This is a genomic window from Variovorax soli (assembly GCF_031454625.1).
Classification (GTDB): domain Bacteria; phylum Pseudomonadota; class Gammaproteobacteria; order Burkholderiales; family Burkholderiaceae_C; genus Variovorax; species Variovorax soli_A.
The window spans coordinates 481646-498534 of record NZ_JAVDRF010000003.1 but is presented as its reverse complement, the minus strand read 5'-3'; the positions used below and the strand labels follow the sequence as shown (position 1 = coordinate 498534).

14 protein-coding genes are annotated in these 16889 nt (G+C 66.7%); 8 read left to right on the top strand and 6 right to left on the bottom strand.

Annotated features, from left to right (window positions below):
- Positions 1-37: 37 nt before the first annotated feature.
- On the bottom strand, positions 38-1423 hold the full coding sequence (gene ffh / locus J2739_RS09495; protein WP_309900839.1) for a signal recognition particle protein: 1386 nt from the start codon (positions 1421-1423) through the stop codon (positions 38-40).
- 88 nt (positions 1424-1511) lie between these two features.
- Between ffh and J2739_RS09490 the strand changes: the two genes are divergently transcribed.
- The 8 genes from J2739_RS09490 to J2739_RS09455 all read left to right on the top strand — a co-directional run bounded on the left by J2739_RS09490 (position 1512) and on the right by J2739_RS09455 (position 11719).
- On the top strand, positions 1512-2321 hold the full coding sequence (locus tag J2739_RS09490; protein ID WP_309900837.1) for a cytochrome C assembly family protein: 810 nt from the start codon (positions 1512-1514) through the stop codon (positions 2319-2321).
- A complete protein-coding gene (locus J2739_RS09485; protein WP_309900835.1) occupies positions 2318-2560 on the top strand; it encodes a PP0621 family protein in 243 nt (80 codons plus the stop codon). The genes J2739_RS09490 and J2739_RS09485 overlap by 4 nt, the downstream gene beginning before the upstream one ends.
- A 23-nt stretch (positions 2561-2583) precedes the next feature.
- Entirely contained in the window at positions 2584-4278 is a 1695-nt protein-coding gene (locus J2739_RS09480; RefSeq protein ID WP_309900833.1) for a two-component system sensor histidine kinase NtrB, read from the top strand.
- 4 nt (positions 4279-4282) lie between these two features.
- Positions 4283-5797, top strand: a complete 1515-nt coding sequence (locus J2739_RS09475) for a sigma-54-dependent transcriptional regulator (protein ID WP_309900831.1) — start codon at positions 4283-4285, stop codon at positions 5795-5797.
- Positions 5775-6383: a 1,6-anhydro-N-acetylmuramyl-L-alanine amidase AmpD gene (ampD, locus tag J2739_RS09470; protein WP_309900829.1), complete on the top strand. Its 609-nt coding sequence runs from the start codon at positions 5775-5777 to the stop codon at positions 6381-6383. Before J2739_RS09475 ends, ampD begins: the two co-directional genes overlap by 23 nt.
- A gap of 367 nt (positions 6384-6750) precedes the next feature.
- Positions 6751-9672, top strand: a complete 2922-nt coding sequence (locus tag J2739_RS09465) for a ribonucleoside-diphosphate reductase subunit alpha (protein WP_309900827.1) — start codon at positions 6751-6753, stop codon at positions 9670-9672.
- A 151-nt stretch (positions 9673-9823) separates the two neighbouring features.
- Entirely contained in the window at positions 9824-11047 is a 1224-nt protein-coding gene (locus tag J2739_RS09460; protein WP_309900825.1) for a ribonucleotide-diphosphate reductase subunit beta, read from the top strand.
- A 195-nt stretch (positions 11048-11242) separates the two neighbouring features.
- Positions 11243-11719, top strand: coding sequence for a histone H1-like DNA-binding protein (locus J2739_RS09455; protein ID WP_309900824.1), 477 nt, complete (start codon positions 11243-11245; stop codon positions 11717-11719).
- Positions 11720-11789: 70 nt separating this feature from the next.
- Here the strand turns inward: J2739_RS09455 and J2739_RS09450 are convergent, their stop codons facing one another.
- From J2739_RS09450 to accB, 5 genes are all read right to left on the bottom strand, one after another.
- On the bottom strand, positions 11790-12692 hold the full coding sequence (locus tag J2739_RS09450; protein ID WP_309900822.1) for a carbohydrate kinase family protein: 903 nt from the start codon (positions 12690-12692) through the stop codon (positions 11790-11792).
- A gap of 42 nt (positions 12693-12734) precedes the next feature.
- On the bottom strand, positions 12735-14024 hold the full coding sequence (locus J2739_RS09445; RefSeq protein ID WP_309900820.1) for a DUF3426 domain-containing protein: 1290 nt from the start codon (positions 14022-14024) through the stop codon (positions 12735-12737).
- Between the two features lie 73 nt (positions 14025-14097).
- Positions 14098-14982, bottom strand: a complete 885-nt coding sequence (prmA, locus tag J2739_RS09440) for a 50S ribosomal protein L11 methyltransferase (RefSeq protein ID WP_309900818.1) — start codon at positions 14980-14982, stop codon at positions 14098-14100.
- 20 nt (positions 14983-15002) lie between these two features.
- On the bottom strand, positions 15003-16352 hold the full coding sequence (accC, locus tag J2739_RS09435) for an acetyl-CoA carboxylase biotin carboxylase subunit (RefSeq protein WP_309900816.1): 1350 nt from the start codon (positions 16350-16352) through the stop codon (positions 15003-15005).
- A 2-nt stretch (positions 16353-16354) separates the two neighbouring features.
- The gene (gene accB, locus J2739_RS09430; protein ID WP_309900814.1) at positions 16355-16819 is read right to left on the bottom strand and encodes an acetyl-CoA carboxylase biotin carboxyl carrier protein; all 465 of its coding nucleotides are present in this window, start codon (positions 16817-16819) and stop codon (positions 16355-16357) included.
- Positions 16820-16889 lie beyond the last annotated feature (70 nt).

The following is a 16889-nucleotide window of genomic DNA, read 5'->3' as shown; positions in this document are numbered from 1 at the left end:
GGAAGGGCCAGGGTCGGGGCATCGGAAGTTCGATTCGTCAGAACCGCGGCATTCCTCCTCCGCCGCCCATCCCGGGCAGACCTTTCATGCCCCCCATGCGCTTCATCATCTTCATCAGGCCGCCGCCCTTCATCTTCTTCATCATCTGCTGCATCTGCTCGAACTCGTTGAGCAGCCGGTTCACTTCCTGAACCTGAACCCCCGCGCCCGCTGCGATGCGGCGTTTGCGCGTCGCCTTGAGCAGCTCCGGCTTGCGCCGCTCCAGCGGCGTCATGCTGTTGATGATGCCCTCCTTGCGCCGGATGTCCCGCTCGGCGCGGCTCATGTCGGCGTCGGTGGCCTTCGCGGCAAGTTGCGTCGGCAGCTTGTCCATGATGCTGGAGAGCCCGCCCATCTGCTTCATCTGCTGCAGCTGCCCGAGGAAGTCGTTGAGGTCGAAGCCAGCGCCGCTCTTGACCTTGGCCGCCAGTTTCTGCGCCGCCGCCACGTCGACGCCCGCCGTGACCTGCTCGACCAGCGCCACGATGTCGCCCATGCCGAGGATGCGGCCGGCGTGGCGCTCGGCGTCGAACACCTCGAGGCCATCGATCTTCTCGCTGGTGCCGGCAAACTTGATCGGCACTCCGGTCACCTGCCGCACCGACAGTGCTGCGCCGCCGCGCGAGTCGCCGTCGGTCTTGGTGAGGATGATGCCGGTCAGCGGCAGCGCGTCCTTGAAGGCCTTGGCGGTGTTGATCGCATCCTGGCCCTGCATTGCATCGACCACGAACAGGGTCTCCACCGGATTCAGCGCTGCGTGCAGTTGCTGGATCTCGTTCATCAGCACTTCGTCGATGGCGAGGCGGCCGGCGGTGTCGACCAGCAGCACATCGAAGAAATGGCGCTTGGCGTGATCGAGCGCGGCGCGGGCGATGTCCAGCGGCTTCTGGTCCGGCGTGCTGGGGAACCACTCGGCGCCGGCTTGCTTCGTGACGGTCTTGAGCTGCTCGATGGCCGCCGGCCGGTAGACGTCGCCCGAGACGGTGAGCACCTTCTTCTTGCGCTTCTCGATCAGGTGCTTGGCCAGCTTGGCGGTGGTGGTGGTCTTGCCGGCGCCCTGCAGGCCGGCCATCAGGATCACGGCGGGTGGCTGGGCCACGAGGTTGATGTCGGCCACGCCCTCGCCCATGGTCGCAGCCAGCTCTCGGTTGACGATGCCGACCAGCGCCTGACCGGGCTTGAGCGAGCCCAGCACTTCCTGGCCCATCGCCTTGTCCTTGACCCGGGCGACGAAGTCGCGTACGACGGGCAGGGCAACGTCGGCTTCGAGCAAGGCCATGCGTACTTCACGCAGCATGTCCTGCACATTGCTTTCGGTGATGCGGGCCTGGCCGCTGACCTGCTTGACGAGGCGTGAGAATTTTTCGGTGAGGGCGCTGGCCATGGTGCTTCCCGCGGACGGGACTGGTAGGTGGGGAGCAGGGGCGCCTTCGCGAAGGAGCACGCAAGGGCGAGACGCTAAACTCCGAGCGATGATTTTAGCGATCCCCTCCCCGCTCGGCGTGGCGCTGGGCATCGCCACCGCCGCCGCCTACGCCGCGACGGCCGCCGCGGCCTCCTGGCTCGGAAGGCCTTCCACGCAATGGACGCTGGGTCTCGCCTGGGTGCTGCACGCCTGCGTGCTGGCCTGGGCGCTGGCCGGCGGCGAACCGCGCTTCGGCTTCGCGCCCGCCTTGTCGGTCACCGCATGGCTGGTGATGACGGTGTACGCCATCGAGAGCCGCCTGTATCCGCAGCTCAAGGTGCGCCGCATGCTCGCGGCACTCGGCGCCGCGGCCGTGGTGCTGGCGCTGGTCTTTCCGGGCACGCCCCTGCATGTGTCTGCCTCGCCCTGGCTGCCGCTGCACCTCGCGCTGGGCATTGCCTCCTACGGGCTGTTCGGCGCGGCGGTGATCCATGCCTGGCTCATGACCCGCGCCGAGAAGCAGATCCGGCTCGCGGCCGAACCGCAGGCCGGCGTGCCCCTGCTCACCATGGAGCGGCTGACCTTCCGCTTCGTGACCGCCGGCTTCGTGCTGCTGTCGGCCACCCTGCTGGCCGGCCTGCTGTTCAGCGAGCAGCTGTACGGTGCCAGTGCGCGCGGCTGGAAATGGGACCACAAGACGGTGTTCTCGGTGCTGGCCTGGATCAGCTTCGCGGTGCTGCTGATCGGGCGCGCACGCTTCGGCTGGCGCGGCCGCACCGCGCGACGCGTGCTCTACGCCGGCGCGGGCCTGCTGCTGCTGGCGTATGTGGGCTCGCGCTTCGTGCTCGAGGTGGTACTAGGGCGCGTGGCGGCATGAAATACCTGCTCGTCCTCGCGGTCGTCCTGGTGGCGATCTGGCTCTGGCGCAAGGCGCGCCGCGAAGAGCTGCAGTCTCGTACGCCGCCGCCGCCTCCAGCACCGGGCACGCTTGAGCCGCCGCAGGCCATGCTGCGCTGCGCCCATTGCGGGCTGCACCTCCCGGCTGCGGACGCGGTGCGCGGCCGCGACGGCACGGTGTATTGCAGCGTGGCGCACCGCCAGGCCGCCACGCACTGAGAAGGCACGAGCGAGACCCGCCAATGAGCACCTTCCTCTGGTCGCGTGCCGAGCCCGGGACCGACTGGACGCCCCTCGATCGGGCGGCCGGCCGCGAAAGCTCGGCACTGCTGCGCCTGTGGCGCGGCTTCATGACCGCGCGCGGCTTCATCGCCGTCGTGCTGCTGCTGCTCCAGGCCGTGGTGCTGGCGCTTGGCCAAGTGCTGCAGCCGATCGTGGTCGCGCTGACGGGCGGCTACCTGGTCGTCACTCTGCTCACCGCGCGCTTCTCGCTGTTCCAGCCGCCGGTGCGGCGCTTCGGCACGGCCTGGCTGTCGACCATCGGCGTCGACCTGGTGGTCTTCAGCACGCTGCAACTGCTGCAAGTGGGCAGCATCAACTACACGCCGTTGTTCGCATTGCCGGTGCTGATGGGGGCCGTACTGGGCACCGGCGCGGTCGGCCTGGGCACCACGGCAATGGTCACGCTGCTGTTGCTGGCGCACGCCGGCTGGTATTGGCTGCAGCAGCAGGCCGAGCCCTCGGCGCGCTTCGTGCAGGCAGCGCTCACCGGCACCGGTCTCTTCGTGGTGGCGCTGCTGGCGCACGAGCTGGCCCGGCGCCTCATGCGCGAGGAGGCGCTGGCGCAGAGCAACCGCGGCGCGGCGCAGATGCATGCCCTGGTGAACGACCTGGTGATCGAGACGCTCAGCGAAGGCGTGCTGGTGGTCGACGCCCAGGGCCAGGTGCACGCGGCCAACCCGGCGGCCGACGCGATCCTCGGCCAGGGCCTGGCGCAGCTCGCACTGCCATTCGCCCTGAGCGCGCACCCCGCCTGGGCGCCGCTGGCGGCCATCGCGCGCAACACCTTCGCACGGCGCGCCTCGCAGGCACGCGAAATTCCGATCGCGCAAGCCCAGGGCGCGCCGCGCGAAGTACGCGTGCGGACCCGCCTCACACGCGCCGCCGAACGCGGCATCGACAGCCTGTGCGTGATGTTCCTGCAGGACCTGCGAGAACTGGAGGCGCGCATTCGCACCGAGAAGCTGGCGGCCATGGGCCGCATGTCCGCGGCGGTCGCACACGAGATCCGCAACCCCTTGGCCGCGATCACCCAGGCCAGCGCACTGCTGGGCGAGGACTTGGTCGATCCGGCCCATCGCCGGCTGACGACCATGGTCCAGCAGAATGCGCAGCGCCTGTCGCGCATCGTCGACGACGTGCTCGACGTCGCCCGCGCCCGCCAGCAGCGCGTGCTTCCGATGGGCGAGCAGCTGGTGCTCGATCCGACCGTGCGCACGCTGGCCGAGGAATGGGTGCGACAAACGCAGCGCCAGGGCGTGCTGCTGGTATTGGAAGCGGCCGGCAGCGTGGTGCGCTTCGATATCGAGCACCTGCGCCGCATCCTGGTGAACCTGCTCGACAACGCCGCGCGCTACGCGGGCGCGCGCGAGGGCTCGATCCAGGTGACGACCCGGCTGAACGCCGCCGGCCGCGCCACCCTGCAGGTGTGGAGCGACGGCGCGCCGCTCGAGCCCGCGGTGCAGCGCCACCTGTTCGAGCCCTTCTTCTCGTCCGAAAGCCGCTCCAGCGGGCTCGGCCTCTACCTGTGCCGGGAGCTGTGCGAACGCCACGGCGCCACCATCGGCTACGAGCGCCGCAGCCTGGGTGCAGGCGAGCCGGAGGGCAACGAATTCGCGGTCGCCTTCATGCCGGGCGAAGGCGGGCTGACACAATAGTGCCGTGAGCAGTTCCAATCCGTCCGCCCCGCGCCCCGCTCAGATCCTGGTCGTCGACGACGAGCCCGACTTGCGCACGCTCTACGAGCTCACGCTGCTGCGCGAGGGCTATCGCGTCGAAGCGGCCGGCAGCGTGTCGGAGGCGCGCGAGCACCTGGATGCGGGCCGCTTCGATGCCGTGATCACCGACATGCGGCTGCCCGACGGGCTCGGCATGGAGATCCTGCAGCGCATTCAGCAGGACCAGCGCAGCGAGCGCTGCGTGGTCATGACGGCCTACGGCTCGGCCGAGAACGCGGTCGAGGCCCTGAAGGCGGGTGCCTTCGACTACCTCACCAAGCCGGTGGACCTGAAGCAGTTCCGCAGCGTCGTGGCTTCGGCAGTGCAGGCACAGGCCGCCCCCGCGCGTCCGGCGCGCCAGGCGGAGGACAGCGGCAGCAAACTGGCCGCCACTACGAGTAACGCCGGCATGGCGGCGCTCGAACGGCTGGTCGGCGGCTCCGAGCCGATGCGCCTGGTCAAGTCCCGCATTGCCAAGGTGGCGCGCGGCATGGCGCCGGTGCTCGTGCGTGGCGAGTCGGGCACCGGCAAGGAACTGGCGGCGCGCGCGGTGCACGCGTGCAGCCAGCGCAGCGATGGACCCTTCGTCGCCGTCAATTGCGGTGCCATCCCCGAGAACCTGCTCGAAGCCGAGTTCTTCGGCGCGAGAAAAGGCTCCTACACCGGCTCCTCGCAGGACCGCGATGGCTACTTCCAGGCCGCACGCGGCGGCACGCTCTTCCTCGACGAGATCGGCGATCTCCCCTTGCCCATGCAGTCCAAGCTGCTGCGCGCGATCCAGGAGCGCAGCGTGCGGCCGATCGGCTCGACCCAGGAAGACGCCGTCGACGTGCGCATCGTGAGCGCCACGCACAAGGACCTGCAGGCCGAGGTGCAGGCCGGCCGCTTCCGACAGGACCTGTTCTATCGCCTCAACGTGATCGAGATCGCGGTGCCGGCGCTGCGCGAGCGTCGCGAGGACCTGCCGGCCCTTTGCGAGGCGCTGCTGGCGCGCATCGCGCGTGACGCCGGCATGCCGATTCCCGCGCTGTCGCCCGAGGTGCTGCAGCGGCTGTCGCAGCATCCCTTGCACGGCAACGTGCGCGAGCTGGAGAACCTGCTGCACCGCGCCGTCGCCCTGAGCGATGGCGATGTGCTGCACATCGACGTCTCGAGCGCCGCGGCACCGCTCGAGCACGCGAGCGCGCCGCCGGTTGCCGCAGCGCAGGCGGCGGAGCAGCCGCAGGCCGCGCCTGCCGCGACGCGGCCCGCCGCTGCGGTACCCAGCGATCTGCAAAGCTATTTGGATCAGCAGGAGCGAGAGATCCTCGTGCGGGCGCTGCAGGAAAGCGGCTTCAACCGCACCGCCGCCGCGGCGCGGCTGGGCCTGAGCCTGCGGCAGATCCGCTATCGCATCGCACGCCTGGGCATTGCAACGCCGGGCGGCGACGACGCCCATGGCAACGCTGCCGACGAGTAAAGAAACGGGCGCCGACCTCTGGCAGGACGGCTGGTACCGTTTCGCCCGATCGCTGCGCTCGCCGAACTTCGGACCGCGGCCGGCCGGTGCGCAGATCGACCTGATCGTTCTGCATTCCATCAGCCTGCCGCCGGGCCGCTATGGCGGCGACCAGGTGCAGCGGCTCTTCACGAACCAGCTGGACTGGAATGCCGATCCGTACTTCGGGAGCATCCGTGGCATCGAGGTCTCGGCACACTTCTACGTGCGCCGCAATGGCGAGCTCTGGCAGTTCGTGAGTTGCGATGACCGCGCGTGGCATGCCGGCCCATCTTTCTGGCGAGGTCGTGCCAACTGCAATGACGATTCGATCGGCATCGAGCTCGAAGGCCTGGAAGGCGATCGCTTCGAGCTCGCGCAATACGAAACGCTGGCCAGTCTCTGCCCTGCGATTGCGCAGCGTTATGCGATCGCCTTCGTCGCGGGACACGAGCACATCGCGCCGGGCCGCAAGGCGGACCCCGGCAGCGGCTTCGACTGGCTTCTGCTGCAACAGCAGTTGGCGTGGCCACGCACGATGTTCCCGGACACAATCGTTGCGCGCTGAATTTTTTTAGATCGCCGTGGAGCCGCTGATGCGCGGGCGCCACGGCCGAGCCGGCGATGCTTGTGCACTCGTTCCTTGCAGCAACCATGCAGCAACCATGCGCCTTCCAGGCCCAAAAACTCGCGCGAGGCGCATGAACAGCGGCACCCGCTATGGTGATTCAGCAACGGCGCGGCAAACCCGCCGATCGAGTGCCCTCCTCGCAGCGGTTGGGACCATTGATCTACAAGGAAAACACTATATCTAGTGGGTTGTAGCCCTCCTGGACCCCAGATATAGTGTGCCCTGGCCTCCGGTGCTTCGAGCCATGCAACCGGCCCAGTGCGGCACCGGCGCCCCCAACAAGAATTTGCCAACAGAGGATCGAATGCAAACTGCCCTGAATTACACCGACACGTCTCGCGCCGTAGCCTCGACGCCGCAACGCCACGGAGACAAGGCCGGCTCGCCCGCCGGCCATGCGCTCGCCAACTACCAGATCATCCGCCGCAACGGCGCCGTCGTTCCCTTCGAGCCAAACAAGATCGCGATCGCAATGATGAAGGCCTTCCTCGCTGTGCACGGCACGCAGGGCGCGGCCTCTGCCAGCGTGCGCGAGACGGTCGACACCCTGACCCAGGGCGTGGTGCGCGCCATGCTGCGCTCGCGTCCGGGGGGCGGCACCTTCCACATCGAGGACGTGCAGGACCAGGTCGAGCTGGGCCTGATGCGCGGCGGCCATCACGAAATCGCGCGTGCCTATGTGCTGTACCGCGAGCGCCGCGCCCAGGAACGCTCCAAGCAAGGCGAGCTCGAAGCCCCGATCGCCGTCTCCACGCTGCACGTGATCGACCGCGGCGAGCGCGTGGCGCTCGATCTCAGCGAGCTCAAGGGCCTCATCGAATCCGCCTGCTCCGGCCTGGGCGAGAGCATCACGGCGGGCCCGATCGTGGCCGAAACCATGCGCAACCTCTATGACGGCGTGCCGCTGGACGAGGTCTACAAAGCCTCGATCCTGGCCGCCCGCACGCTGATCGAGAAAGACCCCGACTACACCTTCGCCACCGCACGCCTGCTGCTGCACACGATCTTCAAGGAAGTCGCCGGCCGCGAAGTGCCGGCCGCGGAGCGGGCCCAGGCTTACGCCGACTACTTCCCGCTGTTCATCAAGAAGGGCGTCGACAACGAGCTGCTGGACGAGAAGCTGCTGCAGTACGACCTGGGCCGCCTCGGCGCCGCGCTCAAGCCCGAGCGCGACCTGCAGTTCGACTACCTCGGCCTGCAGACCCTCTACGACCGCTACTTCCTGCACGTGCGCAAGACCCGCATCGAGCTGCCGCAGGCCTTCTTCATGCGCGTGGCCATGGGCCTGGCGCTGAACGAGATCGACCGCGAGGCGCGCGCCATCGAGTTCTACGAGGTGCTGTCGTCCTTCGATTTCATGTCGAGCACGCCCACGCTGTTCAACAGCGGTACGCTGCGCTCGCAGCTCTCCAGCTGCTACCTGACCACCGTGCCCGACGACCTGGACGGCATCTACGAGTCGATCAAGGAAAACGCCCTGCTCTCGAAGTTCGCGGGCGGCCTCGGCAACGACTGGACCCGCGTGCGCGCGCTGGGCAGCCACATCAAAGGCACCAACGGCGAATCGCAGGGCGTGGTGCCCTTCCTCAAGGTGGTGAACGACACCGCCGTCGCGGTCAACCAGGGCGGCAAGCGCAAGGGCGCGGTCTGCACCTACCTGGAAAGCTGGCACCTCGACATCGAGGAGTTCCTGGAGCTGCGCAAGAACACCGGCGACGACCGTCGCCGCACGCACGACATGAACACGGCCAACTGGATCCCCGACCTGTTCATGCGCCGCGTGATGGAAAAGGGCAGCTGGACGCTGTTCTCGCCGTCCAGCGTGCCGGACCTGCACGACAAGTTCGGTGCCGACTTCGAAACCGCCTATGTGGCCTACGAAGAAAAGGCCGCGCGCGGCGACATCAAGCCCAGCCGCACGGTCCAGGCCACCGATCTCTGGCGCAAGATGCTGACGATGCTGTTCGAGACCGGCCATCCCTGGATCACCTTCAAGGACGCCTGCAACGTTCGCTCGCCCCAGCAGCACGCCGGCGTCGTCCACTCGTCCAACCTCTGCACCGAGATCACGCTCAACACCAGCGACACCGAGACCGCCGTCTGCAATCTCGGCTCGGTCAACCTGCTGCAGCACCTGAAGGATGGCAAGGTCGACCAGGAGAAGCTGCAGCGCACCGTGTCGACCGCGATGCGCATGCTCGACAACGTGATCGACATCAACTACTACGCGGTCAAGAAGGCGCGCGACTCCAACCTGCGCCACCGCCCCGTCGGCCTGGGCCTGATGGGCTTCCAGGACGCGCTGTACGAGCTGCGCATCCCCTACGCCTCGCAGGAGGCCGTGCAGTTCGCCGACGAGTCGATGGAAGCGATCTGCTACCACGCCTACTGGGCCTCGACCGAGCTGGCACGCGAGCGCGGGCGCTATTCCAGCTACAAGGGCTCGCTGTGGGACAAGGGCTTGCTGCCGCCCGACACGCTGGACCTGCTCGAGAAGGCGCGCGGCGGCTACGTCGAGGTGGACCGCTCGTCGACGCTGGACTGGGACGCGCTGCGCCAGAAGATCAAAACCGACGGCATGCGCAATTCCAACTGCGTCGCCATCGCCCCGACGGCCACCATCTCCAACATCATCGGCGTGGACGCTTCGATCGAGCCCTGCTTCGGCAACCTCTCGGTCAAGTCCAACCTGTCGGGCGAGTTCACCGTCATCAACCACTACCTCGTACGCGACCTCAAGCGCCTGGGCCTGTGGGACGACGTGATGGTGATGGACCTCAAGCACTTCGACGGCTCGCTGCGCCCGATCGACCGCGTCCCGCAGGATGTGAAGGCGCTCTACGCGACCGCCTTCGAGATCGAGACCACCTGGCTGGTCGAAGCCGCCGCGCGTCGCCAGAAGTGGATCGACCAGGCGCAGTCGCTGAACATCTACATGGCCGGCGCCTCGGGCAAGAAGCTCGACGACACCTACAAGCTCGCCTGGCTGCGCGGCCTGAAGACCACTTACTACCTGCGCACGCAGAGCGCCACGCACGCCGAGAAGTCGACGGTGCAATCGGGCCGGCTCAACGCGGTGTCCTCGGGTTCGAACGATGCGTCTTCATCGGGCATGAGCGCGCTCGAAGCAGCCGCGGCGGCTGCGCAGGCGCAACTCGGCGCGATGCCTGCAACCGACATCGCCTTCTGCGGCGTCGACGATCCGACCTGCGAAGCGTGCCAGTGATGTCGGCTTGAAGACGAGAGCGATTCGCGGCATCGCCCGACAAATGGCGATGCATGCGAACAACATAACGGCAACATAAATAGGAGCGCGATGTGAAGAGCACTTTGCAACTCACATCGTTGCTCACATAATTTGAGCATTGGATTTTTCTATGTTGACCTGGGACGAAGAAGTCAAGCCCTCCTTGCCAAAGGATCTTCAACAAGGCATGCGGCAGCCATCGAACAGCGACGCGCAAGCGGGCCGCTCGCTGGAGTTCCCGACTTCGCAAACAGCCCCCACGGCCCATCCACGCGTGCTGGATGACGGCGCTGCCACCCCCGCGCCGCAGCCGGCTGCATCGGCGATGCCAGCCGGCCGCCGCGTCAAGGCCGCCGACAAGCGCATCATCAACGGCCAGACCGACGTCAACCAGCTCGTCCCCTTCAAGTACAAGTGGGCCTGGGAGAAGTACCTGGCCACCTGCGCCAATCACTGGATGCCGCAGGAAGTGAACATGACGCGCGACATCGCGCTCTGGAAAGACCCGAACGGCCTGAGCGAAGACGAGCGCCGCATCGTCAAGCGCAATCTCGGCTTCTTCGTGACGGCCGATTCGCTCGCCGCCAACAACATCGTGCTGGGCACCTACCGCCACATCACGGCGCCGGAATGCCGCCAGTTCCTGCTGCGCCAGGCCTTCGAGGAAGCGATTCATACGCACGCCTACCAGTACATCGTCGAGTCGCTGGGCCTGGACGAGAGCGAGATTTTCAACGCCTATAACGAGGTGCCGTCGATCCGCGAGAAGGACCAGTTCCTGATCCCCTTCATCGACGCCATCAGCGACCCGCACTTCCACACCGGCACGCACGAGAACGACCAAAAGCTGCTCAAATCGCTGATCGTCTTCGCCTGCCTGATGGAAGGCCTGTTCTTCTATGTCGGCTTCACGCAGATCCTCGCGCTGGGCCGCCAGAACAAGATGACCGGGGCTGCCGAGCAGTACCAATACATCCTGCGCGACGAGTCGATGCACTGCAATTTCGGTATCGACCTGATCAACCAGCTGAAGCTCGAGAATCCGCACCTCTGGACTGCCGAGTTCAAGGCGGAGATCAAGGCCCTCTTCCTGAAGGCCGTTGAGCTCGAGTATCGCTATGCCGAAGACACCATGCCTCGCGGCGTGCTCGGCATGAATGCCTCCATGTTCAAGGGCTACCTGCGCTACATCGCCAACCGGCGCGCGCAGCAGATCGGCCTGGAAACGCTCTTCCCGAACGAGGAAAACCCGTTCCCCTGGATGAGCGAAATGATCGACCTGAAGAAGGAGCGCAATTTTTTCGAGACCCGTGTGATCGAGTATCAATCGGGTGGCGCGCTCTCCTGGGATTGAATTGTTCCGACAAGAAAAGTGAATTCAAGAATAGCTCTCACCACGACCCAGCACCGGAGAGTGCGGCGGCGGTGAAGGCGCAGGTGTTCATGGCGCTGGAGCTCGATCCAACGCCATGAATCGCTTCACGCTACCAACATGCGTGGAGTGCTTCAAAAGGTTGATTTTTTCAACTTGATCAAGGAGAAAAGAGAAATGGCAACTGCAAAGAAAGCGCCGGCTAAGAAGGCCGCAGCAAAGAAGGCCCCGGCCAAGAAGGTCGCTGCTGCCAAGAAGGCACCGGCCAAGAAGGTCGCGGCGAAGAAGGCTCCTGCCAAGAAGGTAGCGGCCAAGAAGGCGCCGGCGAAGAAGGCCGCAGCGAAGAAGGCTCCTGCCAAGAAGGCAGCAGCCAAGAAGGCACCGGCGAAGAAGGCCGCAGCGAAGAAGGCGCCTGCCAAGAAGGCAGCAGCCAAGAAGGCGCCGGCGAAGAAGGCCGCAGCAAAGAAGGCGCCTGCGAAAAAGGCGCCGGCGAAAAAGGCTGCGGCAAAGAAGCCCGCCGCCAAGAAAGCAGCGAAGAAGCCTGCTGCCAAGAAGGCCGCGAAAGCGCCCGCTGCCGCTGCGCCTGCGCCCGCAGCGCAAACGACGCTGAACCCCCAGGCAGCCTGGCCGTTCCCCACGGCCAGCAAGCCCTGAGTCGCTCAGCAGCGTTGAAGGCAAAAGCCCGGCACTTTCGTGCCGGGCTTTTTTCTTGGCAGATCCAGGCTCAGAGCCCGAGCGCCTGGCGATCCACCTGGTAGTTCTGCGGGCCTCGCTGCGCGATCTTGAGCGCACCGAGTCGGTTGCCCAGGGCGGCACAGCGCGCCAGCGCCCAGCCCTGCTCCAGCCCGTACAGCAGCGCGCCGCGCCACGCGTCGCCGCAGCCGGTGGGCTCGACAACCGCCGTCGGCTTGACGGGCAGCACATGCTCGCGCTCGCCCCGCGTCCATACCTCGCACCCCTCGGCCGCGAGAGTGACGACCAGGCCCTGCACGCGCTCGGAGATTTCGGCGAAGCTCCACCCCGTGCGCTGCGAGAGCATCTTGCCCTCGTAATCGTTGACGACGACCCAGCTCGCCAGCTCCACGAAATGCCGCAGCGCCTCGCCATCGAACATTGGCAGCCCCTGGCCTGGATCGAAAACGAAAGGGATGTTCGCTGCCCTGAACTGCTCGGCATGCTGCAACATTGCCTCGCGCCCGTCCGGCGCAACGATGCCGAGCCGGATGTCGTCGCGCGCCGTCACGCGCGTGATGTGCGCCTGCTGCATCGCACCGGGATGGAAGGCCGTGATCTGGTTGTTGTCGCGGTCGTTCATGATCATCGCCTGGGCGGTGAAGCTGTCGTCGACCTGCCGCACGAATTCCGTGCTGATGCCGAGCGAACGCAGCCGCTCCAGATAGTCGCCGCCGTCACTGCCGACCGTGGCCATCGGCAGCGCGCGGCCGCCCAGGGCGTTGAGGCTGTAGGCGATGTTGCCGGCGCAGCCCCCGAAATCGCGCCGGAGGCCGGGGACCAGAAAGGACACGTTGAGGATATGCAGCTGATCAGGAAGGATCTGATCGGCGAACCGGCCCTCGAAAGTCATGATCGTGTCGAACGCGAGAGAACCGCAAATCACTGCTGCCATGAATGAACCACTGGTTGGGTTGAAAAAAACGAGGCGCCGGCTTCAGGGGTAGAAGGCCAACAGATGGAATCCGGCGACCGGTGGCAGTGCCGAGGCTTCGGGGCCGCTGAGCGCGAGCGGCAGCGATGCCGCGCGCTCGGCGCGCGCCGGCAGCACGGACGGCGCGCCGAACTCCGAAGGCAGAAGCACGCGCCGGACCACGGCGCGCTCCTGGGTGTCGAGCAGGGACAGCTCGACGGCCGGCATCGCGAGCGGCACAGGCGCCGCGTTGCGCAAGGTGAAGTTCAGCCTGTAGGCGTCCCCGGTCTTCTCGCGCGCGAACGAGGCGCCGTCGATCGTGATGTCGCCGATCTGCCGCAAGGCCGAGACTTCGCAACCCGTCAGCCCACACAAGGCCGCGAGCACCGGGCGCAACGAAGGCTGGCGCGCCGCGATCAGGTCGCGCTCCTGATGCAGCACCTGCAACACCAGCAGGAGCGCCGCTGCCGCGGCCATCGCCACCAGCGCGCGCCGCACGCCGGTGCGTTCCCAGAAGGACGCCCCTTCCGCGGCCGCAGCGAAGCGCGGGAGGCGCCGCGCGGTCTCGGGCACGGGCTCGGGCTCGCTGGCGGCGAGCACGACCGGGGCCGACTCGCGGGCGGCGCGCTCTTCGCCGCGCGCCTTGGCTCGGGCGATCTTGGCGGACTTGGCACGCGCGCGGCGCAAGGCCTTCTGCAGCTGCACATTGGCAGCGTCCTCGTCGGCCGGGGTCGCGGACGCGGTCTTCGACTCGGGCCGCGCCGAGTCTGCCCGGAGCGCTCCGCCGCCGACAGACGACGCGGCCGCGAGGTTCAAGTCGATATCCGGGAAGGGCGGGAAGGACGGGTACGGCGGTACTACGTGCGAATCAGGCTCGACGATCGAGTTCGACGCCTGCGGCCAAGGCTCGTCGGTGACGATCCCGGCGAAGGGCAGCGGCTCAGGCTTCCGTCGCGCCTCGGGCGTCGCGGGTGCGTCGACCTGCGGTTCGGCCGGCTGCGATTCGTGCTCGTGCTCGTGCTCGTGCTCATCGTCGAGGAAGTCCGTCTCCTCCATGTCCACTACCGCATTTTCCGAAGGCGGTGCAGCCGCATGTTGCTTGGGCAGTGATGGGGAGGGCGGGGTTGCCGATGCGCCGATAGGCGCGGGCGGCCCGGAGTCCGGGATCGAGTGGGGCGCCTCCTGCAGCGCCAGGGTTGCGTCGAAGACTTCACTGCAGCGGCCGCAGCGCACCCAGCCATCAGAGATGCGAAGCTGGTCCCTCACCACCTTGAAGGTGGTGCCGCACGCGGGGCAGCGGGTGACCAGGCTCATGAGGCGCCGATTGTATTGGCGCTCGCCATTGGGGCGTCGGCAGGGGAAGCGCGCGCGACCCCCGAGAGCGGGCCTAGAAGCGAGCAGTCATCAGGATCCAGCCGTCTTCGCTGTCGCTCACTTCGAGCGCCGCGTACGGCGCATAGGCCAGCTTCAGCTCATCGGCCTGGCGCTCGAGGATGCCGGCCAGCACCAGCGCCCCGCCCGGCGCCACGTGCTCGCACAGCAGCGGCGCCAGCACCTTGAGCGGGGTGGCGAGGATGTTCGCAAGCACGATGTCGTAGCGGCCCTGGGCGAGTTCGCTCAGCCCAGCCTTCACCTGCACCCCATTGGCCTCGGCGTTGAGGCGGGTCGCTTCGACCGCGGCTTCGTCGATGTCGACGGCATCCACCTCCGCGGCGCCGTACTTTGCCGCCCCGATCGCCAAAATCCCGGAGCCGCAGCCATAGTCCAGCACGCGCTGGCCCGCCAGCTCCGCGCGTGAGGCGATCCAGCGCAAGCACATGCGCGTGGTCGGATGGGTGCCGGTGCCGAAGGCAAGCCCCGGATCCAGCCGGATCACCTGCCGCGCCCCGGCCGGGGGCTCATGCCAGGTGGGCACGATCCAGAACTGCGGGGTGATCTCCACCGGCGCGAACTGCGACTGCGTGAGCCTCACCCAGTCCTGCTCCGGCAGGTCGACCATGCCCAGCAGCTGGCAGCCGTCGAAAAAGTCCTGCGCCGCCAACACGGTCGCTGCTTCGCGCGCCTGCGTCTCCTCGGCAAACAGGCCGATCACGCGCGAGCGCTGCCAACCTTCCTTCGGCGGCGGCATTCCCGGCTCGCCGAAGAGCGCCTGCTCTGCATCGGTCTGGGCGTCGGCATCCTCGACCGAAACGCTCAGCGCGTCCAGCGCCTCGAGCGCGTCGCTGACGGACTCGACACGGTCTTGCGGGACCAGGAAACGAAGTTCGAACATCGGGCAGGCCGCCTGGCTGCTCAGCGCTTGTGCGCCGCAAGCCACTCTTCGAGGTAATGGATGTTGGTGCCGCCGCTCATGAACTTCGCGTCGACCATCAGTTCGCGGTGCAGCGGGATGTTGGTCTGGATGCCCTCGACGACCGTCTCACTCAGCGCAGTGCGCATGCGTGCGAGCGCCTGTTCGCGGGTGTCGCCGTGCACGATGATCTTGCCGATCATCGAATCGTAGTTGGGCGGCACGAAATAGTTGGTATAGACGTGGGAGTCGACCCGCACGCCCGGCCCGCCCGGCGGATGCCACATGGTGATGCGGCCCGGGGACGGCGTGAACTTGTAGGGGTCCTCGGCATTGATGCGGCACTCGATCGCATGGCCGCGCATCTCGATCTGGCGCTGCGTGAACGGCAGCCGCTCGCCGGCCGCGACCATGATCTGCGTCTTGACGATGTCGATGCCGGTGGTGAATTCGGTGACCGGATGCTCGACCTGCACGCGGGTGTTCATCTCGATGAAGTAGAACTCGCCGTTCTCGTACAGGAACTCGAAAGTGCCGGCGCCCCGGTAGCCGATCTTCTTGCAGGCCATGGCGCAGCGTTCACCGATCTTCTCGATCAGTTTGCGCGGAACGCCGGGCGCGGGCGACTCCTCGATGACCTTCTGGTGGCGCCGCTGCATGGAGCAGTCGCGCTCGCCCAGGTAGACCGCGTTCTTGTGCTTGTCCGCCAGCACCTGGATCTCGATGTGGCGCGGGTTCTGGAGAAACTTCTCCATGTACACCGACGGATTGTTGAAGGCCGCCCCGGCTTCCGCCTTGGTCATCTGGATCGCATTGACCAGCGCCGCCTCGGTGTGCACCACGCGCATGCCGCGCCCACCGCCGCCGCCGGCGGCCTTGATGATGACGGGGTAGCCAATGGCGCGAGCGATGCGCTTGTTGATGGCTGCATCGTCGGACAGTTCACCTTCGGAGCCCGGCACGCAGGGCACGCCGGCCTTGATCATGGCCTGCTTGGCCGACACCTTGTCGCCCATGATCCGGATCGATTCGGGCGAGGGGCCGATGAACTGAAAGCCGCTCTGCTCGACCCGTTCGGCAAAGTTGGCGTTCTCGCTCAGGAAGCCGTAGCCGGGATGGATGGCCTCGGAGTCGGTCACTTCGGCGGCCGAGATGATGGCCGGCATGTTCAGATAGCTCTGGGACGACGATGCCGGGCCGATGCACACCGCCTCTTCGGCCAGCTTCACATACTTGGCTTCCCGGTCGGCCTCCGAATAGACCATGACGGCCTTGATGCCCAGTTCACTGCAGGCCCTCTGGATACGAAGTGCAATTTCCCCGCGATTGGCAACGAGAATCTTCTTGAACATGATCACTCGATGATGAACAGCGGCTGGCCGTATTCGACCGCCTGACCGTTTTCGCCGAGGATCTGTGTGATGGTGCCGCTCTTGTCGGCCTCAATTTCGTTGAGGATCTTCATCGCCTCGATGATGCAGATGGTGTCGCCCTCCTTCACCTGGCTGCCCACTTCGACGAAGGCGGGAGCGCCGGGGCTCGAGGAGCGGTAGAAAGTGCCGACCATGGGCGACTTCACGACGTGCCCGGATGGTGCTGCCTCCGCTGGAGCCGCCGCCGGCGCCGCAGCAATGGGGCCTGCCGGTGCCGCGGTCGCGACGCCCTGAACCGGCGCCGCCACGGTCTGCACATACTGGACCGGCGCTGCAACTCCGCCTTTCACGATGCGGACCTTGCCCTCGGCTTCAGTGATTTCCAGTTCGGAAATATTCGATTCGGACACCAGATCGATCAGTGTCTTGAGCTTGCGCAGATCCATGGGACTCCAGCGCCGGCCATGCCGGCTTTGAGGATTATTTCGCCTGAAAAGCGGTGTACTTCGGCGTTCG